We start from the raw sequence: 26,183 nt of genomic DNA on the forward strand, positions 1-26,183 counted from the left end.
CATGCGCAAGATCCTCCTTCGCATCCTCCTGGGCCTGCTGGTCGCCGTGCTGCTGATCTGCGCGGCCGTGCTGCTGCAGGTGGAATGGACCTACCAGACCTACAAGCAGGTCCCACCGCCCACGAACTACGAGGTCAGCGGTGCCGCTGGCGCCCCCGTGCTCATCCTGCTGCACGGCGCGGGCCTGAACCGCCATATGTGGGACGCCGTCGCGAAACATGTGTCGCCCGACTACCGCGTCATGGCCATCGACCTGCCGGGCCACGGCCCGCGCCGCGGCGAGGTCTTCACGCTGGAGGCCACGCGCGCCACCATCGCCGCCGCGGCGCAATCAGTCTCGCCGGCGCCGGTCATCCTGGTGGGCGACTCGCTGGGCGGCTACTCGGCCCTGGCCGCCGCCGACGCGGTGCCGGCGCAGCAGCTGCGCGGCCTGATGGTGGGCGGCGCCAGCGCCAACTTCGAGTGGAGCAACTGGCCCGGCTATGCCGGCCAGGTGCTGATGCTGCGTGGCCTGCTGCTGCGCTATGACGAGCAGGTGATCTTCAAGAAGGCGCTGACCAAGTTCGGCGCCGACGACGCCACCAACCAGGCCATGGCCGCGGCAGGTGGGTCGTTGAAGGCCTATCCCTACGCGCTGCGCAGCCTGATGCTGGAGGACTTCATTCCGCGCCTGGCCGCCGTCAAGGTGCCGGTGCTCATCGTCAACGGCGACAAGGACACGCGCTCGGTCCAGGGCGAGGACAGCTATGCCGCGGCGCTGAAGGATGTGCAGCGCTACCGCTTCAAGGACACCGAGCACGGTGTCAGCCTGCGCCGCCCGGCCGAGTTCGCCGAGCAGCTCAACCGCTTCGCGGCCAGCGCCTTCGCCAAGCCATGAGCACCGAGCTGCAGCCCAACGAAGCCGTCGCCGCCCAGTTGCAGGCAGCGCTGCCCGGCCTCACGCGCGACGAGGCGCTGCGCTTCTCGCGCCATGTCGCCTGCGCCGAGCCCTATGTGCTGGGGCCTGACTCGTTGCCCCGCGACGGCGTGCCGCAGGGCAGCCTGCGCGCCGGCCAATGCCCGCCCGGCAGCGTCTACCCCGGCGTGCCGCACGACTACCAGGTCTATGTGCCGGCGCAGTGCTGCGAGCCGGCCGCGCTGCTGGTCTGCCTGGACGGCACCCGCTACCTGGGCCCCGAGGCGCGCGTGGCGACGGTGCTGGACAACCTCATCGCCGCCGGTGAACTGCCATCCGTCGTGGCCGTTTTCGTGGAACCCGGCGCGACCGGCCCCGGCCTGCCCATCTACGGCGGCGCCGACAACCGCAGCCTCGAATACGACTCGACCGGCGACGCCTATGCCCGCTTCCTGCTCGACGAGCTGCTGCCCGCCGCAATCGAGGGCCTGGCCATCCGCAGCGACCCGGCCTGGCGCGCCATCTGCGGCCTCAGCTCCGGCGGCCATGCCGCGCTGAATGCAGCTTGGGAGCGGCCCGACGCCTTTGGTCGCGTCATCAGCCATTGCGGCAGCTTTGTTGCATTGCGTGGCGGCCATTTGCTGCACGCGGCGGTGCGCCGCGTGCAAGGCAAGGCCTTGCGCATCTTCCTGCAGACGGGCGAGAACGACCTCGACATCGTCTTCGGTCACTGGGAGCTGGCCAACCGCCAGCTCGCCGCGGCCCTGGCCTACCGCGGCTACGAGCACCAGCTCGTCGTCGGCCAGGGTGGCCATTCCCTTCGCCATGGTGGCGCCATCTTTCCCGACGCATTGCGCTGGATCTGGAGTGAGACATGAACATGAGCCAAGCTGAGCTTGCCAATCTGGCGCAAACCCCTGTGCGAGGGCGCGGCTACCGCACCTATGTGCTGGTGATGCTGTCCGTCGTGGGTTTTTTGTGCGCGGTGGACAAGGTCGTCATCTCCATGTTCATGGAGCCCATCAAGAAGGAGTTCGGCCTCAGCGACACCGAGCTCGGGCTGATGACGGGCCTGGCCTTCTCGGTGCTCGGCGGCCTCGCGGCCATCCCGCTGGCGCGCTGGGCCGACAAGGGCAGCCGCCGCTGGATCATCAACGGCAGCCTGATTGCCTGGACGCTGATGACGGCCGCCTCCGGCATGGCGATGAACTTCACGCAGATGCTGCTGGCCCGCGTGGGCGTGGGCATCGGCGAAGCCGGCTGCATCCCGGCCACGCACTCCATGCTGGGCGACTACTACCCGCGCGACCTGCGCGGCCGCGCCCTGGGCATCCACAGCGCCATGACGTATCTGGGCATGCTGGGCGGACTGCTGGGTGGCGGCATCCTGGTGCAGACGATTGGCTGGCGCTACGGCTTCATGGTGCTGGGCGTGCTGGGCCTGGTGGTCGCGGCGGTCTTCCACCTGACCGTGCGCGAGCCGGCCCGCGCCGACGCGATGGCCCAGGCCGCGACCCCGAGCGGCAGCCTCTTCCAGCAACTGGGTGATGCGCGCAGCTTCCTGCTGCTGGTGGGCGCCTTCTCCACCACCTCGCTGGCGGGTGCGGCCGTCATGTCCTGGCTGCCCAGCTACTTCGCGCGCGCCTTCCCGACGCTGACGCCCGTGCAGATCGGCGGCGGCCTGGGCCTGTGCCTGGGCGTGGCGACGGCCATCGGCGCCATCACGGGCGGCCAGCTGTCGGTGCGCTACGCCGCCCGCTCGCGCGCCTGGGGCGCGGCCTTTGCCGCCGCCGTGTGCGCCATCGTCACACCGCTCTACATCGCGAGCTTCCATGCCCCGGTGCCGCTGCTGGCCTTCGGCCTGCTGTTCCTGGCCTTCCTCGTCGCCGGCAACCTGCTGGGCCCCGTGTTCGCGACGCTGCAGGACCTTGTTCACCCCAACGCCCGCGCCACGGCCGTGGCCATCGTCAGCGTGGCCGGCGTCGTGTTCGGCCAGGGCCTAGGCCCCGTGCTGGTGGGCGCGCTCAGCGACCGCCTGGGTGGCGCGTCGGCCTCGGGCCTGCGCGACGCGATGACGGTGGTGGCCTGCGTCAATGTGCTGACCATCGTCTGCTTCTGGCAACTCGCCCGGCGCATCCGCACGCTGCACCCGGCATGACGCGGCTGCGCCAGCTGCATCTGGGCCTGGGCGCCTTCCACCGCGCCCACCAGGCCGTCTACCTGCAGCGCCTGCACGACGTCGGTGACAAGCGCTGGTGCCTGGCCGCGGGCAACTTGAGGGCCGACACGACGGGCAGCGAGGCCGCGCTGGTCGCCAGCCAAGGCCGCTATACGCTGGAGACCGTCACGCCCGCGGGGGAACGCCACCGCCAGAGCATCCACGCGCTCGAAGAGGTCGTGCCCTGGTCGTCGGGCCTCGCCCGCCTCGTCGAGCTGGGTGCCGACGCGGCCACGCGCATCGTCTCCTTCACCGTCACCGAGGCGGGCTACTACCTCGGTCCCGGCGACGTGCTGGACCTGGATCACGTCGAGCTGCGCGCTGACCTGGCAGAGGCCAGAGAAGGTCATGTCCATGCGCATGCGCCGACGCTCTACGGCGCGTTGACCGCGCTGCTGCGCGCCCGCCGCGCGGCCGGCAGCGGACCGCTGACGCTGCTGTGCTGCGACAACCTGCGCCACAACGGCCAACGTTCGCGCTCCGGCCTGCTGCAGTTCCTGGAAGCCGTCGGTGACGCCGGCCTTTTGAGCTGGGTGCGGCTGCACACCACCCAGCCCGACAGCATGGTGGACCGCATCACGCCGCGCCCCGCGCCCGGCACGGCCGAGCTGATGGCCGAGCACTGGCTGCAATGGGTTCTCCAGCGCGACGGTTTCGCGGACGGGCGGCCGGCGTGGGAAACAGTCGGTGCCCAGCTGGTCGACGATGTGCAGCCCTTCGAGGAGGCCAAGATCCGCATCCTCAACGCGACGCACAGTCTGCTGGCCTGGGCCGGCGCGCTGCGCGGCTGCCGCTTCATCCACGAGGCCGTGACCATCCTCGAAGTGCGCGGCATGGCGCATGGCTTCATCACCGACGAGGTCGTTCCCTGCCTGCAGCCCAGCCCGCTGGACCTGCCGGCCTACCGCGACGCCGTGCTGGACCGCTTTGCGAATGAGGCCCTGGCCGACACCTGCCAGCGCGTCGCGGCCGACTCCATGGCCAAGATCCCCGGCTTCATCCTGCCGACGCTGCGCGAGCGCATGGCCCAGGGCGGCACGCTCGAGGCGGGCGCACGGTTGCCGGCGCTGTACCTGGACTTCCTGCGCCAGTGGCAGGCCGGCAGGCTGCCCTTCGACTACCAGGACCAGGCGCTGGTGCCGGCGCAGATGCGCGCCGTGCTGGCTGCGCCGGATCCGGTCGCGGCCTTCTGCGCGCTGCCTCAGTTGTGGGGTGAGCTTGCAGCGGTTCCCGGCTTCACGGCGGCCGTGCGGGCCGCCGGCGATGGCTGGGCGGTCAAGAGTTAGCGCGGCCTCGCGTCGCGAGGGCACGCTGATTGCCGGTGGGGTGGGATCAGGCCCCGCCTGCCAGGAGCGCGTCATGCACAGCCGTCCCATCCTGTTCCGCGTCACGCCGGTCTTGCTGGCCCTGCTGGCCGCCTGCCGGCGCGAGGTGCCGCCGCCGCCCGTACCGCCGGCCGAGCCGCTGCCCAAGGTGGCGCCCAGCACCGACCTGCGCGGTGCCTCCGATCACCAGCAGGCGCCGCCCGCCGTGGGCGCGATGACGGCCGGGCAGGACGCGGGCGGCGCGCGCTCGCGTCCGATCCAGCCCAGCGGCGGCGATGGCACGCCGGCCGCCTCTGCCGCGAGCGCGCCGCGCTAGGCCCCTAGACTTGCGCGCATGATCCTGCGCGAGTTGCCCGACCTGGCGCCGCGGCCGCTGACGGCCGCGAACGCGGGCTTCCGCCAGTGGTTTGCCGAGCACTGGGGGCGCGAGAACGCCATCGTCATGGGTCTGAGCCGCGACGTGGAATTCCCGCCGCACACGCAGACGCTGTCCATCAAGCGCGCCTGGGGCGGCGAGGGCGAGGACTATCTGCTGCCCGGCCGGCGGCTGCGCGTGGATGCCGGCCGCTGCCTGATCCTCAACCAGGGCGGCCACTACGGCGCGCGCATCCGCAGCAGCGAGCCGGTGCTGAGCTTTGGCGTCTTCTTCCGGCCCGGCATGGCCGAGGAGATCGCTCACGCGGCGCGCCAGACCCTGCCAGAGGCCTTGGCCGCCGGCGGTCAGGACGGCCGCCTGTCGGCGGGCTTTGCCGAGCATCTGCGCCCGGCCGAAGGCGCGTTGAACGGGGAGCTGACCACATTGCGCGATGCCGTCCTCGCCGGCCGCGGCGCGGCGCTCGGCGATGCGGGCGACGAAGCCTGGCTGGAGGAGAGGCTGCAGTCCCTGCTGTGGCGCATGCTGGAGGCCGAGCCCGGTTGGCGTTCGCGCAGCGACCGCCTGGCAGCGCTGAGCCAAAGCCAGCATGCCGAACTGCTCGCCCGCCTGGACCGCGCCACGGACTTCATGCTGAGTTGCCATGCCGAGCCGCTGACGCTGGACGAGATCGCCGCCGTGGCGCGGCTGTCCAAATACCACTTCGTGCGTTGCTTCCGCGCGCTGCAGGGCTGCACGCCGATGGCGTGGCTTGGGCGGCTGCGCGCCGAGCATGCCGAGCGCCTGCTGCGCGATGCGGCGCTGTCGCTGGACGAGGTCGCCGCCCGCAGCGGCCTGGGCTCACGCCAGACGCTGTTCCGCCAGCTCAAGCGCCTTGGCGGCGCGGGCGGGCAGGCGCTGCGCGAGCGGCTGGCGGCGCAGAGCGCTCATTTGCACTTGTAGGGCTTGCCCACCATGCTGACCGCCCGAGGGGCGACGCTGCCGTTGAAGCTGTCCGTGTCGGCGATGCGCGAGCGGAAGATCTCGACGCAGGTGTTGCCGCGGCGCATGACGGTACGGCGGCCACCCAGTGCGCCGACCTCCTGGGAGCGGTTGTCGCTGGTGCTTTCCTCGACCCAGGCGCCGGCGCCACCGGTGGCGTCGGCGATGCGGTCCTCGAACGTCGGGCGTGCCGTGTTGCTGCGCGGGTCGCTCAACGCCGGGTTGCGCGCCGCGGCGCTGGAGGCGGCATAGCCGGGCGGCAGCGTCAGGCGCAGCGCCGTGCGTGGTGGCTCCGCGGCAGGCGTGCCTGCCGGTGGGGTGATCGTCACCGGTGTGGCGGCGGTTTCGGGCGCCGTCTGCGGCGCGATGTTGATGCTGGGCGGCGGGATGATGCGGCGTTCGGCGTCGCGGGGCGCCGCCAGCTTGGGCGCTGCGGGTGGTGGCGGCAGCCGAGGCGGCGGTGGCGCGATGAGGCGCACCGTCGTCAGCCGCCTGTCGGCGTGCTCGCCGAACGGGGGCGGGCGGTGCGCCCACAGCGCCGCGAACAGCCCGAGGTGCAGGGCCGCGACGGCAATGCGCGCGATCCAGCGGTGGTCCATGGCGGCTAGAGCTTGACGCTGAGCTTGCTGCCGGCCGGCGGCAGCAGGCGGGCCGCGTCGGGCCAGTTCTCCTGGCCGGTCAGCAATGTGCAGGGGCGGCCTTTCTCGCCGGGCTTGGCGTCGGGATCACGCTCGCCCGTCGCTTGCGGCAGCGGCAGGCCGAGCAACTGGCCGTTCTCGCGCCATTCCAGCTCCCAGGTCGGCGTGGCCGAGCACACGCGCACGGCCTCGATGCGCGGGAACAGCCAGCGCAGATACCAGGGCAGCAGCTCCTCGCGCAGGGTGCGGGCCACACGCATGAGCTGACGCACCTTGGCCATGGTCAGCTGCTCGGGTGGCGTGGTCAGCTCGATGGTGCCGCGCACGGCCATCTGGCCCTTGGCGGCGTTGGTGGCCAGGTCGGCCGTCTTGGCTTCGGCCTCGGCCAGCAGCGGCAGCTCGAAGCGACCCTCGCCGTCGATCTTGAGCGGGTAGTCCGCTTCGTCGCTGCGCACGGCCATGCGGATGTCGGGCAGCGGCATCTTGGTCTTCTCGACATCGACCTTGAAGTCCATGCGGAACAGGCCCTCGCCATGCTGCTTGAGCTTGGTCAGCAGGCTGTTGATCTGCGCATAGGGCAGCACGCCGCCGTCGCGCTTGAGCTCGGTCTTCACGGTGGGCAGCACTTCGGTCTGGGCGTGGGCGGCCGTGGCCGTGGCCAGCAGGCAGGCGAGCAGGATTCGCATGGGTCAGGGGAGGTCTTCGGGAGGTTGGGGGCCGGGTTCCCAGGCGAGCAGGTCGCCGGGCTGGCATTGCAGGACTTCGCAGATGCGCGCCAGGGTGTCAAAGCGCACGCCGCGCACCTTGCCGCTCTTCAGCAGCGACAGATTGGCCTCGGTGATGCCCACGCGCTCGGCCAGCTCGCGCGAACGCATCTTGCGGCGCGCGAGCATGACGTCGAGGGTGACGACGATGGGCATGGGCTTAGATGAATTCAGCGTTTTCGTCGGCGACGCGCACGGCTTCATGCAGCACTTGCGCCAGCGCCAGCAGCAGCAGGCCGAAGAGCAGCGCAAGGTAGTGGTCGCCGGACAGGCCGAACCAGAACTGGCGTTCGCCGACGGGGTTGCCCCAGGTCAGCGCGAGGATGGCCAGCGTGTGGCTGAGCGGTTGGGCGGCGGCCAGTGCGCACAGGCCCAGGCCCAGGCGGCGCAAATGCTGGGCGGGGCGGCGCGCCAGCAGTTCGCCTTCGGCGAAGCAGCCGAACAGCGACCACATCTGCCACAGCGCGAACAGGCTCACCGAGGTCGGCAGCATCGATGCCGCCAGTCCCCAGAGCCGCGAGCCCAGGTCGAGCTGGACCTTGCCAAGGCTCCAGGTGCGTGCGGCCACCTCGGCGACCCAGATCGCATCGGCCCAGAAGATGAAGGGCAGGGTGCCGATGACCACGACGCCGAGCAGGCAGAGCAACCGCACGACCCAGGCCAGGCGGCGGATGCGTCGCAGGCCGTCGGCGGAGAAGGAGTCGGGCATGAGGGCCTTGGGGGAAACGATGAAAACTTACTGTAAAACAATAATTCATTGCCGAGAAACAGAATCGTGCGGGACCCCGAAAATGAGGGGATGAGCAAGAAGACCGTCCATGTCAGCGAGACGCCCGCCACCCAGGCCCTGAAGCGCGCCGGTGTCGCCTTCACCGAGCATGTCTATGACTACGTCGAGCACGGCGGCACGGCCGAGTCGTCCAAGCAGTTGGGCGTCGAGGAGCACGCCGTCGTGAAGACGCTGGTCATGCAGGACGAGAAGGCCGAGCCGCTGATCGTGCTGATGCATGGCGATCGCACGGTCAGCCTGAAGGAGCTGGCGCGGCAGATTCCCTGCAAGAAGGTCGAGCCCTGCAAGCCCGAGGTGGCCCAGCGCCACAGCGGCTACCAGGTCGGCGGGACGTCGCCCTTCGGCGTGCGCAAGGCCATGCCGGTGTTTGTCGAGGCCAGCATCCTCGAGTTGCCCAGGATCTGCATCAACGGCGGCCGGCGTGGCTACCTGGTGGGCATAGAGCCGCAGGTGCTGACCGAGTTGCTGGGCGCCAGGTCCGTGAACTGCGCGAACTGAAACGGGCGCTGCATCGGCGTGGCCAGGTGGCGTGGGGCCACGCCTGAACCCTTGGCGAAGGCTTCCAGCAAGCCTTTCATGTCGGCCAACGTTACAGGTGGCATCGATAAGCGCCCCCCTAGTTTGAAGAAAATGATTTCAATCAATCACATATGGGGCGTGGCCCGAAATATGCAGTGAGTTTGGTGCGATCAGTCACCCTGAGGAGAACACCATGAGACATCTCACCCGCATTGCAGCGATCTGGAGCTTGGCAGCCGCTGCCTTCGCCTTGGCAACGCCGGCACAGGCCTCGTTGACGCTGACTGCCGCTGGCACCAGCAACGGCTTCAGCCTGACCACCTTTGCCGACTTCAGCACCATCACCGGCGGCGGTTGCTGCAGCGGCCCCTTCGGCCTGGCGGTCGCGGCGGACGGCAATGTGCTGGTGTCGGTCAGCGGCACGCGTTACGTGTTCAGCAATACCGATGGCCAGACGCCCGGCTCGGCGATCAGCTCCACCGGGAGCAGCTCGGGCACCCAGGCCTATGCCCGGGCCGGCGGTCTCGCCTACGGTGGCAACGGTGGCAACTTCGTCCAGTTCAACAACGACGGCACCGTCAACCATGCGTTGACCGGTGTGCCCAGCCCCTACCTGGGCATGTGGGGCGCGCCGAACGGGCACATCATCGCCACCAGCGGCGCGGGCCTGATCGACATCGACCCGCTGGGTGCCGGTGGCGCGGGGACCTATCGCATCATCAACGGCGTCTTCGGCGACGGCGTGACCGTCTCGCCCGACGGCCTGACCGCCTATGTCGAAGTGTCGGGCGGCATCCAGGGCTACAACATCGCCACGGGTGCCGCGGCGGGCCCCTTCATCGCGGTGCCGGGCAGCAGTGCCGACGGCACGGGCGTGATCACCGGCGGGGCCTTGAACGGCGACCTGATCATCAACAACAACAACGGTGATGTTGACCTGTGGCACTTCGCCACCAGCACGATGATCACGCTGGCCACCGGCTCGTCACCCTTCGGCGCCGACCGCGGTGACTACGTGGCCATCGACACCAAGGGCTGCCTGCTGCTCGACGAGGGCAACCGCGTCGACCGGCTGTGCCTGGCTGGTGCGAGCATCGGTGACCCCAATGGCAGCGTGCCCGAGCCCGCCTCGGCCTTGCTCGTAGGCACTGCGCTGCTGGGCCTGGGCGCCGCCGCACGCCGCCGCCGCGCCTGAGGCCGTCGGCCCCATCGACGCCCGTCGGCCAAGGCCCCGCCATGCGGGGCCTTTTCATTTTTTGATTGGGGTACTTACCGGGTCGTGGCTGGCGAACGCCGAGCGCCGCCAAAGCACAATGACGGCCATGCAAGAGACTCTCTTCCCACTGCTCGCCGCCGTGGCCGCCTACCTGATCGGCTCGCTGTCTTTCGCCGTCATCGTCAGCCGCGCCATGGGCCTGTCGGACCCACGCTCCTATGGCTCGGGCAACCCCGGCGCCACCAATGTGCTGCGCTCGGRCAACAAGGCCGCGGCCATCCTGACGCTGGTGTTCGACGCCCTCAAGGGCTACCTGCCGGTGCTGGCCGTCGTGATCTGGGGGCCGCGCCACGGCCTGGGTGAGGGCACGGCCGCACTGGTCGGCCTGGCCGCTTTCCTGGGCCATCTGTGGCCGGTGTTCTTCCGCTTCCAGGGCGGCAAGGGCGTGGCCACCGCAGCCGGCGTCATCTTTGCCTTCAACCCGCTGCTGGGGGTTGCAACGCTGGCGACCTGGCTCATCATTGCCTGGTTCAGCCGCTACTCGTCCCTGGCCGCCATCGTGTCGGCCGCCTTCGCGCCGATGTATCAGTTGCTCATTTGGGAAGCCGGCCCCATCGCGTTGGCCCTGATCATCATGGGCTTGCTGCTGGTGTGGCGCCACTCGGCCAACATCAAGAAGCTGCTGGCCGGCACCGAGAGCAAGCTTGGGGCAAAGGCTGGCGCCGCCGCAGCACCCGCCAAAGCCCCCCGATCGAAAACCGCCCGGAAGAAACCATGACTGCCTCCACCCCCGTTGAACGCTTCGACATCGGCGCCCGCCTGTCCGAGATGGCCGTGTACAACGGCGTCGCCTACCTGGCCGGCCAGGTGCCCGAGGACGCCAGCGCCGACATCACCGGCCAGACGGCCCAGGTGCTGGCCGCCATCGACAAGCTGCTGCAGCGCGCCGGTACCGACAAGAGCCGCATCCTGCGCGCCCAGATCTACCTCGCCGACCGCGCCGATTTCCCCGGCATGAACGCCGCCTGGGATGCCTGGGTGTCGGCCGGCCACACGCCGCCGCGCGCCACCGTCATCGCCGGCCTGGCGCGGCCGGAGTGGAAGGTCGAGATCGTCGTCACCGCTGCGGTCTAAGCGCCCCGGGCACCCTCCCTGGCCCGTTGGCGCCAGAACTCGGCGTCGAACACCTGCTGCAGGCCGGTGTTCGCGTTGATCAACCAGAACTGGCTGCCGTCGGCGCTGATGCGCGCCACTTCGCCGCTGTGCCGGCCCGCCGTGACGCGCCGGCCGACGGCGTTGGCCGGGAAGCCCGGTAGACGCGCCAGCTCGATCAAGGGCTGGGCGGCGCGATCGTCGGCCGCCAGCCGCAGTTTCTGAACCAGCGGCGCGAGGAACGGGCTGGCCGCATCGGCGGCTGACACGAACACCACCAGCTTGGCCTGGGCGCGGCTCAGCGCGACGTTGAGCAGGCGCTGCGCCTCCTCGCCCTGCAGAAAGGGCTGGGCGCCATCGGCCGGATCGAACAACACGACCGGTGCCTCGCTGCCCTGGGCGCGGTGCACCGTGCTGACCCGCAGCGATTCGGGCAGGCCGCGCGCCCGCAAGGCTTGCCGGATCAGTGCCCGCTGGGCGCGGAAGGGCGTCAACACGATCAGCTCCTCGGGCTGCCATGAGCCGCTGCTCAAAGCGTTGACGATGAGTTCGGCGATGGCCTCTGCCGACTCGCGCCGCACCGGCCCGCGCTCGTGCGCGGACCAGCCGCCGTCGCGCTGGATGCGTCGCAGGTGGACATGCTCGTCGGGCCCGATGTCGCCCAGCACGCGGCAGCGTGCCGCCTGCCAATCGGCCGAGGTGTCGGCGGCCACGCGCAACGCGCCGTCGTAGAAAAGCTGGCTGACCAGGTCGCCGATCGGCGCCGCCATGCGTGATTGCTCGTCCAACAGGGCGACCGAGGCTCCTGCGCGCGGCATCCCGGCAAATGCTGAGCGGCCCAGCCAGCGGCGCGCGCCGCGGTCTTCACTGCGCAGCACGGGCGACAGCTGTTGGGGGTCGCCGGCAAACAGCCGCGCGCGGCCCAGGGGCATCAGTGCCAGCGCATGGGCGAGGCTGACCTGACTGGCCTCGTCAAACACGACCAGGTCGAAGGGCGGTTCTCCACCGGCGCTCAGCTCACGCAGCGACTTCAGCGTGAAGGCGGCCCGTGTCGTGGTCATCGCCGCCAGGCGGCAGCGCTTCAGCACCTTCAGCGAGGCCGCACGCAACTCGTCGCGCAGGGCTGCGACACGGTCGGCCCAGGCCTTCAGGACGACGGCGTCGCGTGCGGATGGGCGCGCGCTTTCGGCGCGGGCCAGGCGAGCGATCAGGTCCGCGTCGTCGGTCGGGATGAGGTGCTCGCGCCCCGCATAGGCTGCTGCGTCGAAGCGCGTGCCCAGGCGTTGCACCAGCGGGCGGCAATGCTCGCGGCGGCCCTTCTGCAAGGCTTTGTCGACGGCCAGCGTTGCGAGGTCGACGGCGTGGTTGGTGGTCGACAGCAGCAGCACACGCGCCGCCGGCCGGCTGTCCAGGTACTCGGCCAGCAGCACGCCGAGGGTCGTCGTCTTGCCCGTGCCCGGTGGCCCCCACAGGAAGGCGCTGCTATGGCCGACCAGGGCGAGGGCCTCGCGCTGGGCCTTGCGCAGCCAGCGAAAGGGCGCACCGGTCAATGCCGGGATCGCATCGACGGTTTGCGGCTGGCTCAGATCGGGCAGGCAGGCCAGGGCGCGCTCGGCCCAGGACGTGTCCCACCAGGCGTCGGCCACGGCATTCAGGAATCGGGTTGGGTAGAGGCGGATCAGGCTGGCCGCCGGCGGCGGCGCGCTGCTGGCGTTCTGCAGCACCAGTTGATCGTCCTCGGCGACGACGGCCAGCACGCTGGCGCCGCCCTTGACCGGCGCACCCCACCAGGCGCTGGCGCCGTCCAGGCTGTCGTCCAGCAGTGCCTGCGCCGACGCGCTTCCGGGGCGCTGTCCCTCGGCAAACACATAGCCGGCCTCCAGCGTCACGCGCCACAGCGCGCCCTCGCGCTCGCTCCTCAGCACCTTGAAGTCGTAATACTCGGGCGTGGCCGACAGCTCGGCATCCAGCGCCGCGCGCACGTCGGCAAGGCTCATGTCTCAGGCAAGGGTCGGGAGGGCGCGACTGTAAAGGCCTCGCGGTGCGTCTCAGAACTTGGGGTTGCTGTAATCCGGCGTCGCACTGCGGAACGAGCTGACCTGGATCTCCATCGTCAGGCGGTGTTGGCCGTCCGGCGTGGTCGTTTCGACGCGGCCGCTGCTGCCGTCCTGGATCAGCAGTCGAGGTGCGGCCAGTTGGCGCACCGGTGGCGGTGTCGACTGGCCCTTGGCCCAGCGCCAGGCCAGGATGGCCGGTTCGTCATCGTTCATGCCCAGTTCGGTCTCGACCATCACATGCTGCGAGTCGGTGAAGCGGCCATTCAGCGCCAGACTCCACAGCCGCGGTGCATTCGGCTCGTTGAAGAGGATGGAGGCTGACTTCGCCGGGAAAGTGTGCAGCCGGGGATGCGCAATCTCCTTGCCGTCGATGCTGAGCCGGATGTCGAAGCGCAGCTGCAGAAAGCCTTCCGCCACGGCAGGCTCGGCCTTGGCAGCCTGCAGCGCGTAGCTGGCGCCTGCGGTGGCCAGCATCGCGATGCCCAGCATGAGCAGGTGACGGCGTTTGGGTGGGTGTGGGTGGTTCAGCATCGCGATCCTTTCAACCAGGGGATGAACAGAGCCCCAGCGGCTGGCGAGTGGGGCGGCAGTCGCCTTCAGGCCATGAGCGGCCAGCAGGGCTTGGGTGTAGTCCGCGCGGGCCTGGGGCCGGGCACGCAGCACGGTGGCGTCGCAGGACAGCTCCTGGTCGACCCGCAGCCGGGCCAGCGCCCACCAGGCCAGCGGGTTCCACCAGTGCAGGGCCGTCAGCGCGCAGGCCAGCAGGTTCCAGAGGTTGTCCAGGCGCTCGCGGTGCACCTGCTCGTGGGCCAGGATGAGCTGCTGCTCGGCGGGCGAAAAGCGCTGCTCGAAGTCCACCGGCAGCGCGACCTGCGGGCGCAGCAGGCCGACGAGTGCCGGACTGCTGCCCGCCGGCAACTGCTTGCCCAGGCGGGCGAGCCGCCACTGGCGGCGGGCCTGGAGGGCGATGAAGACGGCGCTGCCGCCCAGCCACAGCAGCAACCAGAGCGGCTTTTGCGTGGCTGGCGGCGTCGGCAGCGCGGGCAGGGCAACGAGCGGGGTTGCGACCGTCGCCTTCAACATCAGGGTCAGCGGTTCCTGCTGCGGGCGCGGCAGGGCGGGCGTCAGCAGCAGGGCCGGCACGAGCAGCCAGGCCGCGTAGACGGCGCTGGCGCCCAGCCGCTTCAGCAGCGGACGCAGGGCCCACAGCAGCGTGACGGCCAGGCTCAGCAGCAATGCCTGCAGCAGCAGGCCGGTGAGCAGTGCCTCAGCCATGATCCTGCTCCTTCAGCAGCGCTCTCAGCGCCGCGATGTCGTCCGCGTTCAGCTTGCGCTCCGACGCGAACTGCGCCACCAGCGGCGCCAGGCGCCCACCGAACAGTCGGTCGATCAGCGACAGGCCGGTGTCGGCCACCCAGGCGTCCTCAGGAATGGCGGGTGCGTACAGAAAGCGCCGGCCATCGCGCTCCGCAGTCACGGCGCCCTTCTTCAGCAGGCGGTTCAGCAGCGTCTTGACCGTCGCCATGGCCCAGCCTTGCTGGGGGCCGAGGGCCGCGGCGATCTCGTCGGCTGCCTGCGGAGACCGCTGCCAGAGTTGGCGCATGACCTGGGCCTCGGCGTCGCTGATGGGTGGGGGCGGCTTGTTCATGATTACGTGCGTAAACGATGGCGAATGATTACGCGTGTAATCGCGTTCGTCAAGCCCCGGTGTCACACCCTCGCCATGTCCGCTGCCTAGGCTGGCGGCCGGAGCCGCTGTCGCGGCTGGGAGCCCTTGTGAGCCACATCGATGACGAACTGGTGAAGCGCATTCACCGGGACCTGCAGGACGATTTCGACGAGGAGCTGGAGCTCGAACTGGAGGACCGCGACTACGGCGCCATGCCCAGCGATGCGCCCGCCGACGCCTCGACCGAGCGCAAGCGCTATTTCCGCGAGCTGTTCCGCCTGCAGAGCGAGCTCGTCAAGCTGCAGGACTGGGTGCAGCACACCGGCCACAAGGTCGTCATCCTGTTCGAGGGCCGCGACGCGGCGGGCAAGGGCGGCGTCATCAAGCGCATCACGCAGCGGCTGAACCCGCGCGTCTGCCGCGTCGCCGCGCTGCCGGCGCCCAACGACCGCGAGCGCACCCAGTGGTATTTCCAGCGCTATGTGTCGCACCTGCCGGCGGCCGGTGAGATCGTGCTGTTCGACCGCAGTTGGTACAACCGCGCCGGCGTCGAGCGCGTCATGGGCTTCTGCACCGACGACCAGTACGAGGAGTTCTTTCGCTCCGCGCCCGAGTTCGAACGCATGCTGCAGCGTTCGGGCATCCAGCTCATCAAGTACTGGTTCTCGATCAGCGACGACGAGCAGCGCGTGCGCTTCCTGGGCCGCATCCATGACCCGCTCAAGCAGTGGAAGCTCAGCCCCATGGACCTGGAGTCGCGCCGCCGCTGGGAGGAGTACACCCGGGCCAAGGAGGTGATGCTGGAGCGCACCCACACGCCGGAGTCGCCGTGGTGGGTCGTCAAGGCCGACGACAAGAAGCGTGCGCGGCTGAACTGCATCAGCCACCTGCTGGGCCAGATGCCCTACCAGGAAGTGCCGCACGCCGACATCGAGCTGCCCGCGCGCGAGCGCCGCGAGGACTACATCCGCCACCCGGTGCCCGACGACATCCTCGTGCCCGAGGTCTATTGAGTCGCGACCGTCTTACGGCCGAACCGGTGAAACCTTTCTGAGAGCGTCCTAGCATCGGGGCATGAAGTGGCCTCCGATGTCATTGCTCGTGGTTGCCGGCCTGGCCTGGCTGGCGTCGGCCGCCTGGCGCGGCCACGTGGCCGATCAGGACGGCGCGCTGCTGGTGCAGCGCGTGAAGCCGGGCGACATCCGCATGATCTCGTCCGAGACCTGCCCGTATTGCCTGGCCGCAAGGCGCTGGATGAAGCAGGAAGGCATTCCCTTCGAGGAATGCCTGATCGAGCGCGACGCGCAATGCCTGGCGGACTACCAGGCCTTGGGCGGCCTGGGGACGCCGACCTTGCTCGTTCGCGGCCAGCCGGTCATCGGCTTTGACCGTGCGCGCCTGCTCGACATCCTGAAATAGACCGAACCGAGTCGGCAACGCTGCTCAGCAGCGCTGGCGACTCGGCTCGGCGGTGGTGCAAAAAGGCGTCAGATGCATATCGATTCGACGCCTGCTTCAGCCGCGCTTCACATTGCTCTTGGCAGCGGCCAGCGTCTGGCGGGCCAGGGCGGTGGCTTGGCTGTAGCCGACGATGACGACGCGCGGCAGTTGCGCGACTTCGCGGGTGGCCTTGCCGGTGACGACGACACGTTCGAGCTTGACGGTGGCTTGCGGGGCGGCCTGGGCGGCGACGGCGGACAGGGCCAGGGCGGCGGCGAAGAGGGTGGTTTGCAGGCTCATGATGGACTCCGTTTGCTTGGGGTTCGAGAAGCGTGATTGCTTGTCGATGGAGTCAGTTTCGGCAATGGATGGCGTCGCTTCCAGGGGCCTGCGATCAAGCGCCGGCGGCGGTGGATGAACTGCAGGCGCGGCTGACAAACTGCAGTGAACCCGGCGTGTCCAGGCCCACGGGCACGGACCAGTCCCTGTGGCCATAGCATGGCGAAGCCGCCCGTGGGCGGCTTCGTGAGGTCGGCAGAACGGCAAGACCGAGCCGAGTCGGCAACGCTGCTCAGCAGCGCTGGCGACTCGACTCGGCGGTGGTGCAAAAAGGCGTCAGATGCATATCGATTCGACGCCTGGTTCAGCCGCGCTTGGCGCTGGTCTTGGCGGCGGCCAGGGTCTGGCGGGCCAGCGTGGCTTCGCTGTAGCCGACGATGACGACGCGCGGCAACTGGGCCACGACTTGAGAATCAGCGCGCTGGGCGTAGCCGGTCACGACGACACGCGGCAGTTGTGCGACTTCGCGGACGGCCTTGCCGGTGATGACGACGCGCTCCAGCTTGACGACCTCTTGCGTGGCGGCCTGGGCGGCGACCGCAGAGAAGGCCAGGACGGCGGCGGTGAAGACAGTTTGCAGGCTCATGATGGACTCCGTTCGGTGGGTTTCGAACTGCTTGATTGCTTGTTCGATGGAGTCAGTTTCGGCAATGGATGGCGACGCTTCCAGGCGCCTGCGATCAAGCGCCGGCGGGGCTGGACGAACTGCAAGCGCGGCGGATGAACCGCCGCCGGCCCGCCAGCGGCGAGGCATGACGCCTCAGTCGAACTGCAGGCCCAGCCGGCTCAGATCGCCTCGCCCCTGGCGCACCAGTACCGGCTCGTCACCCTGGCTCAGGTCCAGCACCGTCGTCGGCTGGGCCGGGCAGGCGCCGGCGTCCAGCACGAACTGCAGCTGACGGTCCAGCCGCTCGCAGACGTCGGCGGCATCGTTCATTGGCTCGGTGTCGCCGGGCGGGATCAGCGTCGTCGACAGCAGGGGCTCGCCGAACAAGGCCAGCAGCTCCTGCAGGACCTTGTGCTCCGGCACCCGCAGGCCGATGGTGCGCCGGCTGGGGTGGGACAGGCGGCGCGGCACTTCCTTGGTGGCCGGCAGGATGAAGGTGTAGGCGCCCGGCGTGGCCAGCTTCAGCAGCCGGTACTGGCGGTTGTCCACCATTGCATAGGTGGCCAGCGCCGACAGGTCGCGGCACAGCAGCGTCAGGTGGTGCTTGTCGTCCACGCCGCGCACCCGGCGCAGCGCCTCGGCGGCGGACTTGTCGTTCAGGTGGCAGACGAAGGCGTAGCTGGAGTCCGTCGGCACGGCGCCAATGCCGCCGGCCTGCAGCATCTGCGCGCACTGGCGCAGAAAGCGCGGCTGCGGGTTGTCGGGGTGGACTTCGAAGAGCTGGGCCATCAGTGATGGATCCGGCTTTCGAGGGCCGACCAGACCGGTGTCAGCCGGCCCTGCAGCGCCGGCAGGGCGCCCAGGTCGATGCGGCTTTCTTCCGGGCAGTGGAAGTCCGAGCCGCGTGAGGCCAGCAGGCCGAACTCCTGGGCGGTGTTGGCGTACTGCTCGAACTCGGCCGTCGTGTGGCTGCCGGTGACGACCTCGATGCCACGGCCGCCATGGGCCATGAACTCGGTGATCAATGCGTACTCTTCCGTCGGCGTGAAGCCATAGCGGCCCGGATGCGCGATGACGGCGATGCCCCCGGCGCGCGTGATCCAGCCGACGGCGTCCTTCAGCGACGCCCACTTGTGCGGCACGAAACCGGGCTTGCCCTCGGTCAGGAAGCGGCGGAAGACCTCGGGGATGTCGTTGCAATGGCCGGCGTCGACGAGGAAGCGGGCGAAGTGGGTGCGCGAGATCAGGTCGGGGTTGCCGACGTATTTCAGCGCGCCCTCGAAGGCGCCGTGGATGCCGACCTGGGCCAGGCTGGCCGCCATCTCGCGGGCGCGGGCCTCGCGGCCACCGCGCGTGGCGCGCAGGCCTTCGATGATCTCGGGCGCTTCATGGTCGAAGCCCAGGCCGACGATGTGCACGACGCGGCCGGCGAAGCTGACCGAGATCTCGGTGCCGGTCAGATAGGCCAGGCCGTTGGCACGGGCCGCGGCGATGGCGCGTGCCTGGCCGCCGATCTCGTCATGGTCGGTCAGTGACCAGAGCTGCACGCCACCGGCCTTGGCGCGTTCGGCCAGGGCCTCGGGGGTCAGTGTGCCGTCGGAGACGACCGAGTGGCAGTGCAGATCGGCGTTGAGCGTGGGGTCGAGGTTCACGGCCCCATTGTAGGAAGGGCATGAAAGCCCTAACGCGAGCGCACGCGGAAGCTGCTGATGGCCTGTGTCAACCCCACGGCCTGTTCCTTGAGGCTGGCCGCGGCCGCGGCACCTTCCTCGACGAGGGCGGCATTCTGCTGGGTCATCTGGTCCAGGTTGGTGATGGCCTGGCCGACCTCGCCGATGCTCTGGCTCTGCTCGGTCGTCGACGCGCTGATCTCGCCCATGATGTCGGTCACGCGCCGCACCGAGGCGACGATCTCGGTCATCGTCGTGCCGGCCTGCTGCACCAGGGCCGCGCCGGCACCCGTCTTCTCGACGGAGGCGGTGATCAGCGACTTGATCTCCTTGGCCGCCTCGGCGCTGCGCTGGGCCAGCAGGCGCACCTCACCCGCCACGACGGCAAAGCCGCGACCCTGCTCGCCGGCACGTGCCGCCTCCACGGCGGCATTCAGTGCCAGGATGTTGGTCTGGAAGGCAATGCCATCGATGGTGCCGATGATGTCGGCGATCTTCCTGGCGCTGGCGCTGATGTCGTCCATGGTGGTGACGACCTGGGCCACCACGTTGCCGCCGCGCGTCGCCACTTCCGACGCGTTGGCCGCCAGCTGGTTGGCCTGGCGGGCCGAGTCGGCGTTGTGGCGCACGTTCTCGGTCAGGTGCTCCATGGAAGAAGCCGTCTGCTGAAGGCTGGCCGCGGCCTGCTCGGTGCGGCTGGACAGGTCGAGGTTGCCGGTGGCCACTTCGGCCGCGGCGAGCTGGATGGATTCGGAGCCCTCGCGCACGCGCAGCACGATGCCGCGCAGGCCGGCCTGCATCTGCACCAGGCTGCTGGACAGCCGGCTCAGCTCGTCGCGGCCCTCGGTGCTCAGTTCCTCGTCCAGCGAGCCGCCTTCCACGGCGGCTGCGAAGCGGATGCTGCCTTCCACCGGCTCCAGCACCGACAGCGTGATGCGCCAGCCGATCAGCACGGCCAGCAGGGCGCCGGCCCCCAGGGCGGCCCAGATGACCATGGAAATCGTCGCGTAGACGCCGGCCAGCTTCTGCTGGGCCTCCTTCACGGCCTCATCGACGCGCTGAATGGCGCCTTCGAGAATCTTCTCGGCCTCGTCGACATGCTTCTTGGCGTCACGCGGCGTGTCCCAGGCCGCCTTCAGGTCGCCCGCCATGTCGCCCTGCGACAGTTTTTCCATGACGGGCTTCATCGCGCCGCGGTAGGCGTCGAAGTTCTGGCGCACCTGGGCCAGGCTCTTGCGTACCTCCTCGCGCTTGACGCGCTGCTCCAGGTCCATGAGCCCCTTGTCGGCCTCGGCCATGGACTCCTCCCAGCGCGTGCTGGCGCGCTTGAAGTCGGCCACGCCGATGGCGGCGAAGATCATGTCCTTCTCGTAGCGGCGCGCGGTCAGCAGGCCGGCGCGCAGCTGGTCCACGCTGCGCAGCGAGCCGACGACGTTCTCGTTGAACTGCTCGAAGGCGCCGTACATCGCCCCGGTGGCGAAGCGCCCGCCCAGGCCCAGCACCAGCATCAACAGCAGCATCACACCGAAGGCCACGGCCAGGCGCAGCTTGATCGTCATCTGTCTGAGCATGTCCCACCTCGTCATTGAATTGGTGAGGTGCAGCATGCCGCAGACGCGGCCCGGGCGAAAGGCGGAAAACTCAGGCCGCCAGCAGGGTGCGGTGGGCCTCAGACTTCGGCGCAAGCCTCGATGACGTACTGCACGCGCTGCTGGCCCTGCCATTCGTCCAGGCTGAGCCGGTAGGCCAGCGTGACGCGCTCGGGCAGCATGTCGACGCGGTTGAACCAGATGCCGTCGATGAGCTGGCCGCCCCGGCGCAGGCGCAGCTTGAGATGCTTCTCGCCGACCAGGCGCTGCGAGATCAGCTCGAAGCGGTCGCAGAACACCGGCGCCTCGAAGCCCTGGCCCCAGACCTGGGCGTCCAGCAGTCGCGCCGTCTCGGCCGTGGCGGCCTCCACCGGCAGCATGCCGTCGTGGCGCAGCGTGCGGGTCAGGTCCTGCTCGTTCAGCCATTCCTCGGCGACGCGCGCGAAGGCCAGCGCGAAGCGGGCCACGTCGTCGATCGCCAGCGTCGCGCCGGCCGCCATCGCATGGCCGCCGAACTTGGCCAGCAGCTCGGGCTCGCGTTTGCTGACGAGGTCCAGCGCGTCGCGCAGATGGAAGCCCGGGATGGAGCGCCCCGAACCCTTCAGCTGGCCATCGGCGCCACGCGCGAAGACGAAGGTGGGGCGGTGCACGCGGTCCTTGATGCGCGAGGCGACGATGCCGACGACGCCTTCATGGAAGTCGGCATCGAACAGCGCCACCGCCGGCGGCAGGGCGCCCTGCAGCGCCTCCACCAGGGCCTCCAGCCGCGCCTCGGCCATCTCGCGCATGCCGCTTTCGATCTCGCGGCGCTCGCGGTTGATGGCGTCGAGTTGGGTGGCGAGTTCGAGCGCTCGCTCCGGGTCGTCGGTCGTCAGTGTTTCGATGCCCAGCGTCATGTCGGCCAGGCGGCCGGCGGCGTTGATGCGCGGGCCCAAAGCGAAGCCGAGGTCGAAGCCCTGGGCCTTGGACGCATCGCGCTTGGCCGCGCTGAACAGGGCCATGACGCCCGGCTGTGCCCGGCCGGCGCGCATGCGCTTGAGCCCTTGGGCAACAAGGCGGCGGTTGTTGGCGTCGAGCTTGACGACGTCGGCCACGGTGCCCAGGGCCACCAGGTCCAGCAGGCCGTCCAGGCGCGGCACTTCCGTGAATGCACCACGCGAACGCAGCTCGGCGCGCAGGCCCATCAGCACGTAGAAGGCGACACCGACGCCGGCCAGCGACTTGCTGGCGAAAGTGCAGCCCGGCTGGTTGGGGTTGACGATTGCATCGGCATCGGGGACGACGATGGCGCCCTCGACCAGGGCTGGCAGGTGGTGGTCGGTGACCAGCACCTTCAGCCCATGCGCGCGGGCATGGGCCACGCCGGCGAGGCTGGCGATGCCGTTGTCGACGGTGACGAGGAGGGTGGGTCGCTGCGCCAGCGCCAGGTCGACGATGGTGGGCGTCAGGCCATAGCCATGCACGGCGCGGTCGGGCACGACATAGCCGAGCTGCTCGGGCCGCGCACCCAGCAGACGCAGGCCGCGCAGCATGACGGCGCAGGCGGTGGCGCCGTCGCAGTCGTAGTCGGCCACGATGACCAGGCGCTCGCCGCCCTGGATGGCATCGGCCAGCAGGCGACCGGCTTCGGCCAGGCCTTTGAGGTCGGTGGGCGGCAGCAACTGCGCCAGGCTCTCGTCCAGCTCGGCGGCCTCACGCACGCCGCGGGAGGCCAGCAGGCGGGCCAGCAGCGGCGCGACGCCGGCCTGCTCCAGCGCCCAGGCGGTGCGCGGTGGCACATCGCGTTCGATGAGGCGGGGCGAGTTCACAGCGCCTCCATGACGGCAGCCAGGTCGGGCGCCTTGAACCGGCGCTTGAGCTTCTCGACCAGCGAGAGCGGCTGGGCCGTGAAGCGGCGCGCGAAGCGTTCGCCGCACAGCGTCAGGCTGGCCAGCTCTTGGGCCAGCGGCCCGGCGTCCAGGCGCTGCCAGGCCTCGGCCCAGGCAGCGAGGTCACCGTTGAGCAGCGGCCCGGTCAGGCGCGCGTCGACGGTCACGTCGGCCGGCCGGCCGCTCGAGCGGCCGATGTCGCTGATCCAGACGGAGTTGATCGCATAGTCCCCGCGCGCCTCGCGCTCCTCGTTCAGCGCATGGCCATGCATCAGCATCTGGGCCTCGTTCTGCCAGCGGCGCAGCACGCGGCTCTGCGGCAGCCAGGGTTCGATGGAGCGGCCGGCTGCGCGTTCGATGCTGGCGGCCTGCAGGCCCTCCAGCAGGCTGGCATGGCCGATGGCCCAGCGTGTCGAATCCAGCAGCCGCCATTGCCAGCCTTCGGACTCGGGCCAGAGTTCCTTCAGCAGGGCGACGAAACGGGCCGCCTCCGATTCCGAAAGCTGCAGCGCCGCCGGCGGCAGCACGTCGACGCCATCCGTTCCGACGGCCAGATGCACTGGCGTCATCAGCGCCCAGGCGAGCTCGCCCCCCGCGTCCACGGCCCAGGCGGCCGCGCTGGGTTCGGCCTGGCCACGCAGGGCCGCCAGGGCCAGGTGGTTGGGGGGGTGGGGCGCGTATTCGTCGCTGCCCCAGGTGTCGGCCGGGCTGAGCCGGCCCAGCTGGGCCGCCAGGTTGGGCAGGGCCAGGCTGGAGAAGGCATGCCGCGCGGCCTCGTCGAGCGCGCCGGCATGGGGGATCATCAGATGCATGGGACGGGATTATCCCGGGGGCCTTTCAACGCGTTGTCACACAAGCTTCATACACTTTTCTTCATGACCGACCCGACCCCGTTGAAGCTGATCAACCGCGAAACCGCCATCCTTGAGTTCAACCGGCGCGTGCTCGCCCAGGCCCAACGCGAAGACGTGCCGCTGCTGGAGCGGCTGCGCTATATCTGCATCGTGTCGAGCAACCTGGATGAGTTCTTCGAGGTGCGCTTCGCCGACATGCTGGAGGCAGCGCGCGATCCGCTCAGCAGCGTGACCGGCCAGGACGTCGACCGGGTGGGCCGCGCGGCCCATGCGCTGATCGACGAGCAGTACCTGATCTTCAACGAGCAGCTGACGCCGCTGTTGCGCAAGCAGCGCATCGTCGTCCTCAACCACGCCGATCGCGACGCGCCGCAGCGCCAATGGGTGGCCAAGTATTTCGAGCGTGAAGTGAAGCCCCTGCTGGTGCCCGTGGGTCTGGATCCGGCCCACCCCTTCCCGCAGGTGGCCAACAAGTCGCTGCACTTCATCGCGCGGCTGTCGGGCAAGGACGCCTTCGGGCGCGACAACCGCATCGCCATCGTCAAGGTGCCGCGCGTGCTGCCGCGCGTCATCAAGCTGCCGTCCAACCTGAGCGACGGCCGCCAGGCCTTCGTGCTGCTGACCAGCGTCATTCGCGCCCACCTCGAGGAGCTCTTCCCCGGCCGCAAGGTCGAGGCCTTCTCGCAGTTCCGCGTCACGCGCGACTCCGACCTGGAAGTCGATGAGGAAGAGATCGCCAACCTGCGCCATGCGCTGCGCTCGGGGCTGACGACGCGCCATTTCGGCCGCGCCGTGCGGCTGGAGGTCGTCAACACCTGCCCGGCCGAGTTGTCGGAGTTCCTGCTCGAGCAGTTCGGTCTGCCGAATGCGGCCCTCTACCGCGTCAACGGCCCCGTCAACCTGGTGCGCCTGAACGAGCTCATCGACCAGACCGATGCGCCGGCCCTGCGCTTCACGCCCTTCGAGCCGGCCTGGCCGTCGGGCCGCCTGCCGCGCCACAAGTCCATCTTCGAGAAGCTGAAGAAGGGCGATGTCCTGCTGCACCATCCCTTCGAGAGCTTCGAGCCGGTCGTGCAGATGCTGCGCGAGGCGGTGCTGGACCCCGACGTGCTGGCCATCAAGCAGACCATCTACCGAACCGGCGCCAAGTCCGAGCTGATGGACCTGCTCATCGAGGCCGCGCGGCGTGGCAAGGAGGTCATGGCCGTCGTCGAGCTGAAGGCGCGCTTCGACGAGGAGGCCAACATCAACTGGGCCGAGCGGCTGGAGGCCGTCGGCGCCCAGGTCGTCTACGGCATCGTTGGCTACAAGACCCACGCCAAGTTGCTGATGATCACGCGGCGCGAGAACGGCAAGCTGCGCCGCTATGCCCACATCTCCACCGGCAACTACAACCCCAAGACGGCGCGCCTGTACACCGACCTCGGCCTGCTGACGGCCGACGCCGACCTGACGGCCGATGCCGACTCGGTGTTCCGCCAGCTCGCCTCTCTGGGCAAGTTCAAGCCGCTGCGCCGCATGCTGCTGGCGCCCTTCAATATGCACAGCCGCATGCTGGAGCTGCTGGCCCAGGTGGAGGCCGCGGCCCTGGCCGGCTACAAGGGCGCGCGCATCGTCGTGAAGATCAATGCGCTGACCGATGCCGAGCTCATCCACGGCCTGCTGCGCGCGGCCAAGGCCGGCGCCAAGGTCGATCTCATCGTGCGGGGGGCCTGCATGCTGCCGCCGGGGTTGCCGGGTGTCAGCGACAACATCGTCGTGCGCTCCGTCGTCGGGCGCTTCCTGGAGCACACGCGGGTGCTGTATTTCCGCTGGGCCGATGCCGATGAGGGCGAAGCCCTCTTCCTGTCCAGCGCCGACTGGATGAGCCGCAATATGTTCCGTCGCATCGAGGTGGCCTGGCCGGTGCAGGACGCCAGGCTGCGCCAGCGCGTCGTCGACGAGGCCCTGCAGCCCTATCTGCACGACAGCATGGACGCCTGGCAGCTCGGCCCCGACGGCCGCTCGGTGCGCATCAGCGATCACGGCATCAGCGCCCAGCAGGCCTTGATGCGGCGTTACTCCGAAGGCTGAACGAAATGAAGCCCCCACGTTCGCTTCGCTCTCTGCCCCCCCAGGGGGCGTCAATGCCCTTCGGGCGGCCGGGCGGTCATTGATGGACCTGATCCTCTGGCGCCACGCCGAAGCCGAGGTCATCGCCCCCGGCCAGGACGACTTGCAGCGCGCGCTGACGCCCAAGGGTGAGCGCCAGGCCCGGCGCATGGCGGCCTGGCTGAACCACCGGCTGGCGGCGTCGACACGCGTGCTGGTCAGCCCGGCGCTGCGCTGCCGCCAGACGGCCGAGGCGCTGGGGCGTGAAGCGCGCATCGTGCCGGCTATCGCACCGGATGCCGCCGTCGAGGCGCTCATCGAAGCCTCTCGTTGGCCCAAGGCCAGCGAACCCGTGCTGATCTGCGGCCACCAACCGACGCTGGGCCTGCTGGCTGCCAGGCTGCTGGCCGGCGTCGACCAGGAATGGGCCGTCAAGAAGGGCGCCGTCTGGTGGCTGCGCTGGCGCCAGCGCGATGGCGAGCCCGAGGTGACGCTGCACGCCGTGCAAGGACCTGACGCGCTTTAGTCTTGCGGGCCGAGCGCCGGGCCGCTCCCTAGCCGGCCCGCCTTGAGCGATGTGCTCGTGGCTCAATGCCGCGAGCATCGCTGTCCCCTCGGGGGACCGGCCAGACCGGCTCGCGTTCAGCGGGGCCGGGCTGGACGAGGGGCTCACAGGTGTCGTGTCTCTTCGGGCTTGTTCCACCAGTTGTTGTGCAGGCCGTCGTAGTACTGCACCGGTGCGGCCACCAACTCCTCGGGCGTCACGTCATCCAGGCAGTTGAGCTTGACCGACACGAAGGCGCCGCCGACCTGTTCGATGTAGCCATGGCCGTAGGAACGCACGCCGCAGGTCTTGCAGAACAGGTTGTGCACGCTGTTGGAGCCGAACTGGTAGTCGCTCTGCGCATCCGCGCCGGCCAGCAGGCGGAAGGCGTCGGGCTTGACGCTGGCGCTCCAGTTGCGTGTCTTGAAGCAGATGGAGCAGTTGCAGCGGCCGGTGCCGGCAGCCAGATCAAGGTCGACTTCGAAGCGGACGGCCTTGCAATGGCAGCTGCCGGTGTAGGTCTTGAGCATGTCGGGATCTCCTGTCGTGGTGCAGGCCCGCATGCTCACCGACGGTGCTGTCAG

Annotated in this window: 29 protein-coding genes; 14 read left to right on the top strand and 15 right to left on the bottom strand. The window is 69.6% G+C overall.

Annotated elements, in window-relative coordinates; genetic code table 11:
- Position 1: 1 nt before the first annotated feature.
- From AC1DW3_RS05060 to AC1DW3_RS05085, 6 genes are all read left to right on the top strand, one after another.
- Positions 2–877 (top strand): alpha/beta fold hydrolase, encoded by an 876-nt coding sequence (locus tag AC1DW3_RS05060; protein WP_477929196.1) that lies wholly within the window; start codon positions 2–4, stop codon positions 875–877.
- Positions 874–1,773: an alpha/beta hydrolase gene (locus tag AC1DW3_RS05065; protein ID WP_477929198.1), complete on the top strand. Its 900-nt coding sequence runs from the start codon at positions 874–876 to the stop codon at positions 1,771–1,773. The genes AC1DW3_RS05060 and AC1DW3_RS05065 overlap by 4 nt, the downstream gene beginning before the upstream one ends.
- Positions 1,770–3,053: an MFS transporter gene (locus AC1DW3_RS05070; protein ID WP_477929200.1), complete on the top strand. Its 1,284-nt coding sequence runs from the start codon at positions 1,770–1,772 to the stop codon at positions 3,051–3,053. The genes AC1DW3_RS05065 and AC1DW3_RS05070 overlap by 4 nt, the downstream gene beginning before the upstream one ends.
- The gene (locus tag AC1DW3_RS05075) at positions 3,050–4,399 is read left to right on the top strand and encodes a mannitol dehydrogenase family protein (protein WP_477929202.1); all 1,350 of its coding nucleotides are present in this window, start codon (positions 3,050–3,052) and stop codon (positions 4,397–4,399) included. Before AC1DW3_RS05070 ends, AC1DW3_RS05075 begins: the two co-directional genes overlap by 4 nt.
- Before the next feature lie 73 nt (positions 4,400–4,472).
- Complete coding sequence (locus AC1DW3_RS05080) at positions 4,473–4,754, top strand: hypothetical protein (RefSeq protein WP_477929204.1); 282 nt, start codon at positions 4,473–4,475, stop codon at positions 4,752–4,754.
- Positions 4,755–4,772: 18 nt separating this feature from the next.
- Positions 4,773–5,753: an AraC family transcriptional regulator gene (locus tag AC1DW3_RS05085; protein WP_477929206.1), complete on the top strand. Its 981-nt coding sequence runs from the start codon at positions 4,773–4,775 to the stop codon at positions 5,751–5,753.
- On the opposite strand, the gene AC1DW3_RS05090 is transcribed toward AC1DW3_RS05085, so the two are convergent.
- From AC1DW3_RS05090 to AC1DW3_RS05105, 4 genes are read right to left on the bottom strand one after another with little or no spacing between them, the layout of a single operon-like run.
- Complete coding sequence (locus tag AC1DW3_RS05090) at positions 5,738–6,391, bottom strand: hypothetical protein (protein WP_477929208.1); 654 nt, start codon at positions 6,389–6,391, stop codon at positions 5,738–5,740. The genes AC1DW3_RS05085 and AC1DW3_RS05090 overlap by 16 nt on opposite strands.
- 5 nt (positions 6,392–6,396) lie before the next feature.
- Entirely contained in the window at positions 6,397–7,116 is a 720-nt protein-coding gene (locus AC1DW3_RS05095) for a hypothetical protein (protein ID WP_477929210.1), read from the bottom strand.
- A gap of 3 nt (positions 7,117–7,119) precedes the next feature.
- Positions 7,120–7,350 (bottom strand): helix-turn-helix domain-containing protein, encoded by a 231-nt coding sequence (locus AC1DW3_RS05100; protein WP_477929212.1) that lies wholly within the window; start codon positions 7,348–7,350, stop codon positions 7,120–7,122.
- 4 nt (positions 7,351–7,354) lie between these two features.
- A complete protein-coding gene (locus AC1DW3_RS05105) occupies positions 7,355–7,903 on the bottom strand; it encodes a DUF2975 domain-containing protein (RefSeq protein ID WP_477929214.1) in 549 nt (182 codons plus the stop codon).
- Positions 7,904–7,993: 90 nt separating this feature from the next.
- Between AC1DW3_RS05105 and ybaK the strand changes: the two genes are divergently transcribed.
- The 4 genes from ybaK to AC1DW3_RS05125 all read left to right on the top strand — a co-directional run bounded on the left by ybaK (position 7,994) and on the right by AC1DW3_RS05125 (position 10,853).
- On the top strand, positions 7,994–8,482 hold the full coding sequence (gene ybaK, locus AC1DW3_RS05110; protein WP_477929216.1) for a Cys-tRNA(Pro) deacylase: 489 nt from the start codon (positions 7,994–7,996) through the stop codon (positions 8,480–8,482).
- A gap of 214 nt (positions 8,483–8,696) precedes the next feature.
- The gene (locus AC1DW3_RS05115; RefSeq protein ID WP_477929218.1) at positions 8,697–9,698 is read left to right on the top strand and encodes a PEP-CTERM sorting domain-containing protein; all 1,002 of its coding nucleotides are present in this window, start codon (positions 8,697–8,699) and stop codon (positions 9,696–9,698) included.
- A 118-nt stretch (positions 9,699–9,816) separates the two neighbouring features.
- Complete coding sequence (plsY, locus tag AC1DW3_RS05120; protein WP_477929220.1) at positions 9,817–10,497, top strand: glycerol-3-phosphate 1-O-acyltransferase PlsY; 681 nt, start codon at positions 9,817–9,819, stop codon at positions 10,495–10,497.
- Positions 10,494–10,853 carry a RidA family protein gene (locus tag AC1DW3_RS05125; RefSeq protein ID WP_477929222.1) on the top strand — a complete coding sequence of 120 codons (360 nt, stop codon included), beginning with the start codon at positions 10,494–10,496 and terminating at the stop codon, positions 10,851–10,853. The genes plsY and AC1DW3_RS05125 overlap by 4 nt, the downstream gene beginning before the upstream one ends.
- On the opposite strand, the gene AC1DW3_RS05130 is transcribed toward AC1DW3_RS05125, so the two are convergent.
- Genes AC1DW3_RS05130 through AC1DW3_RS05140 form a run of 3 tightly spaced genes read right to left on the bottom strand, consistent with a single transcriptional unit; the run spans position 10,850 to position 14,576 of the window.
- A complete protein-coding gene (locus tag AC1DW3_RS05130; protein WP_477929224.1) occupies positions 10,850–12,868 on the bottom strand; it encodes a DEAD/DEAH box helicase in 2,019 nt (672 codons plus the stop codon). The two genes, AC1DW3_RS05125 and AC1DW3_RS05130, sit on opposite strands and share 4 nt — an antisense overlap.
- 51 nt (positions 12,869–12,919) lie before the next feature.
- On the bottom strand, positions 12,920–14,203 hold the full coding sequence (locus AC1DW3_RS05135) for a M56 family metallopeptidase (RefSeq protein ID WP_477929226.1): 1,284 nt from the start codon (positions 14,201–14,203) through the stop codon (positions 12,920–12,922).
- Entirely contained in the window at positions 14,196–14,576 is a 381-nt protein-coding gene (locus AC1DW3_RS05140) for a BlaI/MecI/CopY family transcriptional regulator (protein WP_477929228.1), read from the bottom strand. The genes AC1DW3_RS05135 and AC1DW3_RS05140 overlap by 8 nt, the downstream gene beginning before the upstream one ends.
- A 128-nt stretch (positions 14,577–14,704) precedes the next feature.
- On the opposite strand from AC1DW3_RS05140, the gene ppk2 reads away from it, so the two are divergent.
- Both ppk2 and AC1DW3_RS05150 read left to right on the top strand, forming a co-directional pair.
- Positions 14,705–15,610 carry a polyphosphate kinase 2 gene (ppk2, locus tag AC1DW3_RS05145; protein ID WP_477929230.1) on the top strand — a complete coding sequence of 302 codons (906 nt, stop codon included), beginning with the start codon at positions 14,705–14,707 and terminating at the stop codon, positions 15,608–15,610.
- A 61-nt stretch (positions 15,611–15,671) separates the two neighbouring features.
- A complete protein-coding gene (locus tag AC1DW3_RS05150; RefSeq protein ID WP_477929232.1) occupies positions 15,672–16,016 on the top strand; it encodes a glutaredoxin family protein in 345 nt (114 codons plus the stop codon).
- A 96-nt stretch (positions 16,017–16,112) separates the two neighbouring features.
- On the opposite strand, the gene AC1DW3_RS05155 is transcribed toward AC1DW3_RS05150, so the two are convergent.
- From AC1DW3_RS05155 to AC1DW3_RS05185, 7 genes are all read right to left on the bottom strand, one after another.
- Positions 16,113–16,337: a hypothetical protein gene (locus tag AC1DW3_RS05155; RefSeq protein WP_477929234.1), complete on the bottom strand. Its 225-nt coding sequence runs from the start codon at positions 16,335–16,337 to the stop codon at positions 16,113–16,115.
- Positions 16,338–16,680: 343 nt separating this feature from the next.
- Positions 16,681–16,962, bottom strand: a complete 282-nt coding sequence (locus AC1DW3_RS05160) for a hypothetical protein (RefSeq protein ID WP_477929235.1) — start codon at positions 16,960–16,962, stop codon at positions 16,681–16,683.
- 174 nt (positions 16,963–17,136) lie between these two features.
- Positions 17,137–17,772 carry an L-threonylcarbamoyladenylate synthase gene (locus AC1DW3_RS05165; protein WP_477929237.1) on the bottom strand — a complete coding sequence of 212 codons (636 nt, stop codon included), beginning with the start codon at positions 17,770–17,772 and terminating at the stop codon, positions 17,137–17,139.
- Positions 17,772–18,635 carry a 3',5'-nucleoside bisphosphate phosphatase gene (locus tag AC1DW3_RS05170; RefSeq protein WP_477929239.1) on the bottom strand — a complete coding sequence of 288 codons (864 nt, stop codon included), beginning with the start codon at positions 18,633–18,635 and terminating at the stop codon, positions 17,772–17,774. The genes AC1DW3_RS05165 and AC1DW3_RS05170 overlap by 1 nt, the downstream gene beginning before the upstream one ends.
- A gap of 29 nt (positions 18,636–18,664) precedes the next feature.
- Positions 18,665–20,224: a methyl-accepting chemotaxis protein gene (locus tag AC1DW3_RS05175; RefSeq protein ID WP_477929241.1), complete on the bottom strand. Its 1,560-nt coding sequence runs from the start codon at positions 20,222–20,224 to the stop codon at positions 18,665–18,667.
- A gap of 98 nt (positions 20,225–20,322) precedes the next feature.
- Entirely contained in the window at positions 20,323–22,050 is a 1,728-nt protein-coding gene (recJ, locus tag AC1DW3_RS05180) for a single-stranded-DNA-specific exonuclease RecJ (protein ID WP_477929243.1), read from the bottom strand.
- Positions 22,047–22,922 carry a hypothetical protein gene (locus tag AC1DW3_RS05185; RefSeq protein WP_477929245.1) on the bottom strand — a complete coding sequence of 292 codons (876 nt, stop codon included), beginning with the start codon at positions 22,920–22,922 and terminating at the stop codon, positions 22,047–22,049. The genes recJ and AC1DW3_RS05185 overlap by 4 nt, the downstream gene beginning before the upstream one ends.
- A 63-nt stretch (positions 22,923–22,985) precedes the next feature.
- On the opposite strand from AC1DW3_RS05185, the gene ppk1 reads away from it, so the two are divergent.
- Complete coding sequence (gene ppk1, locus AC1DW3_RS05190; protein ID WP_477929246.1) at positions 22,986–25,037, top strand: polyphosphate kinase 1; 2,052 nt, start codon at positions 22,986–22,988, stop codon at positions 25,035–25,037.
- Between the two features lie 82 nt (positions 25,038–25,119).
- Positions 25,120–25,581, top strand: a complete 462-nt coding sequence (locus AC1DW3_RS05195; RefSeq protein ID WP_477929247.1) for a SixA phosphatase family protein — start codon at positions 25,120–25,122, stop codon at positions 25,579–25,581.
- A gap of 143 nt (positions 25,582–25,724) precedes the next feature.
- Here AC1DW3_RS05195 and AC1DW3_RS05200 read toward each other — a convergent pair whose 3' ends face one another.
- Complete coding sequence (locus AC1DW3_RS05200; RefSeq protein WP_477929249.1) at positions 25,725–26,129, bottom strand: GFA family protein; 405 nt, start codon at positions 26,127–26,129, stop codon at positions 25,725–25,727.
- Between the last annotated feature and the right edge of the window lie 54 nt (positions 26,130–26,183).

It is taken from the genome of Roseateles sp. P2_H4 (assembly GCF_056403315.1).

Coding starts and splice junctions, on each gene's coding strand:
- AC1DW3_RS05060 (WP_477929196.1), top strand. CDS start 2: ATGCGCAAGATCCTCCTTCGCATCCTCCTGGGCCTGCTGGTCGCCGTG.
- AC1DW3_RS05065 (WP_477929198.1), top strand. CDS start 874: ATGAGCACCGAGCTGCAGCCCAACGAAGCCGTCGCCGCCCAGTTGCAG.
- AC1DW3_RS05070 (WP_477929200.1), top strand. CDS start 1,770: ATGAACATGAGCCAAGCTGAGCTTGCCAATCTGGCGCAAACCCCTGTG.
- AC1DW3_RS05075 (WP_477929202.1), top strand. CDS start 3,050: ATGACGCGGCTGCGCCAGCTGCATCTGGGCCTGGGCGCCTTCCACCGC.
- AC1DW3_RS05080 (WP_477929204.1), top strand. CDS start 4,473: ATGCACAGCCGTCCCATCCTGTTCCGCGTCACGCCGGTCTTGCTGGCC.
- AC1DW3_RS05085 (WP_477929206.1), top strand. CDS start 4,773: ATGATCCTGCGCGAGTTGCCCGACCTGGCGCCGCGGCCGCTGACGGCC.
- AC1DW3_RS05090 (WP_477929208.1), bottom strand. CDS start 6,391: ATGGACCACCGCTGGATCGCGCGCATTGCCGTCGCGGCCCTGCACCTC.
- AC1DW3_RS05095 (WP_477929210.1), bottom strand. CDS start 7,116: ATGCGAATCCTGCTCGCCTGCCTGCTGGCCACGGCCACGGCCGCCCAC.
- AC1DW3_RS05100 (WP_477929212.1), bottom strand. CDS start 7,350: ATGCCCATCGTCGTCACCCTCGACGTCATGCTCGCGCGCCGCAAGATG.
- AC1DW3_RS05105 (WP_477929214.1), bottom strand. CDS start 7,903: ATGCCCGACTCCTTCTCCGCCGACGGCCTGCGACGCATCCGCCGCCTG.
- ybaK (WP_477929216.1), top strand. CDS start 7,994: ATGAGCAAGAAGACCGTCCATGTCAGCGAGACGCCCGCCACCCAGGCC.
- AC1DW3_RS05115 (WP_477929218.1), top strand. CDS start 8,697: ATGAGACATCTCACCCGCATTGCAGCGATCTGGAGCTTGGCAGCCGCT.
- AC1DW3_RS05125 (WP_477929222.1), top strand. CDS start 10,494: ATGACTGCCTCCACCCCCGTTGAACGCTTCGACATCGGCGCCCGCCTG.
- AC1DW3_RS05130 (WP_477929224.1), bottom strand. CDS start 12,868: ATGAGCCTTGCCGACGTGCGCGCGGCGCTGGATGCCGAGCTGTCGGCC.
- AC1DW3_RS05135 (WP_477929226.1), bottom strand. CDS start 14,203: ATGGCTGAGGCACTGCTCACCGGCCTGCTGCTGCAGGCATTGCTGCTG.
- AC1DW3_RS05140 (WP_477929228.1), bottom strand. CDS start 14,576: ATGAACAAGCCGCCCCCACCCATCAGCGACGCCGAGGCCCAGGTCATG.
- AC1DW3_RS05150 (WP_477929232.1), top strand. CDS start 15,672: ATGAAGTGGCCTCCGATGTCATTGCTCGTGGTTGCCGGCCTGGCCTGG.
- AC1DW3_RS05155 (WP_477929234.1), bottom strand. CDS start 16,337: ATGAGCCTGCAAACCACCCTCTTCGCCGCCGCCCTGGCCCTGTCCGCC.
- AC1DW3_RS05160 (WP_477929235.1), bottom strand. CDS start 16,962: ATGAGCCTGCAAACTGTCTTCACCGCCGCCGTCCTGGCCTTCTCTGCG.
- AC1DW3_RS05165 (WP_477929237.1), bottom strand. CDS start 17,772: ATGGCCCAGCTCTTCGAAGTCCACCCCGACAACCCGCAGCCGCGCTTT.
- AC1DW3_RS05175 (WP_477929241.1), bottom strand. CDS start 20,224: ATGCTCAGACAGATGACGATCAAGCTGCGCCTGGCCGTGGCCTTCGGT.
- AC1DW3_RS05185 (WP_477929245.1), bottom strand. CDS start 22,922: ATGCATCTGATGATCCCCCATGCCGGCGCGCTCGACGAGGCCGCGCGG.
- ppk1 (WP_477929246.1), top strand. CDS start 22,986: ATGACCGACCCGACCCCGTTGAAGCTGATCAACCGCGAAACCGCCATC.
- AC1DW3_RS05195 (WP_477929247.1), top strand. CDS start 25,120: ATGGACCTGATCCTCTGGCGCCACGCCGAAGCCGAGGTCATCGCCCCC.
- AC1DW3_RS05200 (WP_477929249.1), bottom strand. CDS start 26,129: ATGCTCAAGACCTACACCGGCAGCTGCCATTGCAAGGCCGTCCGCTTC.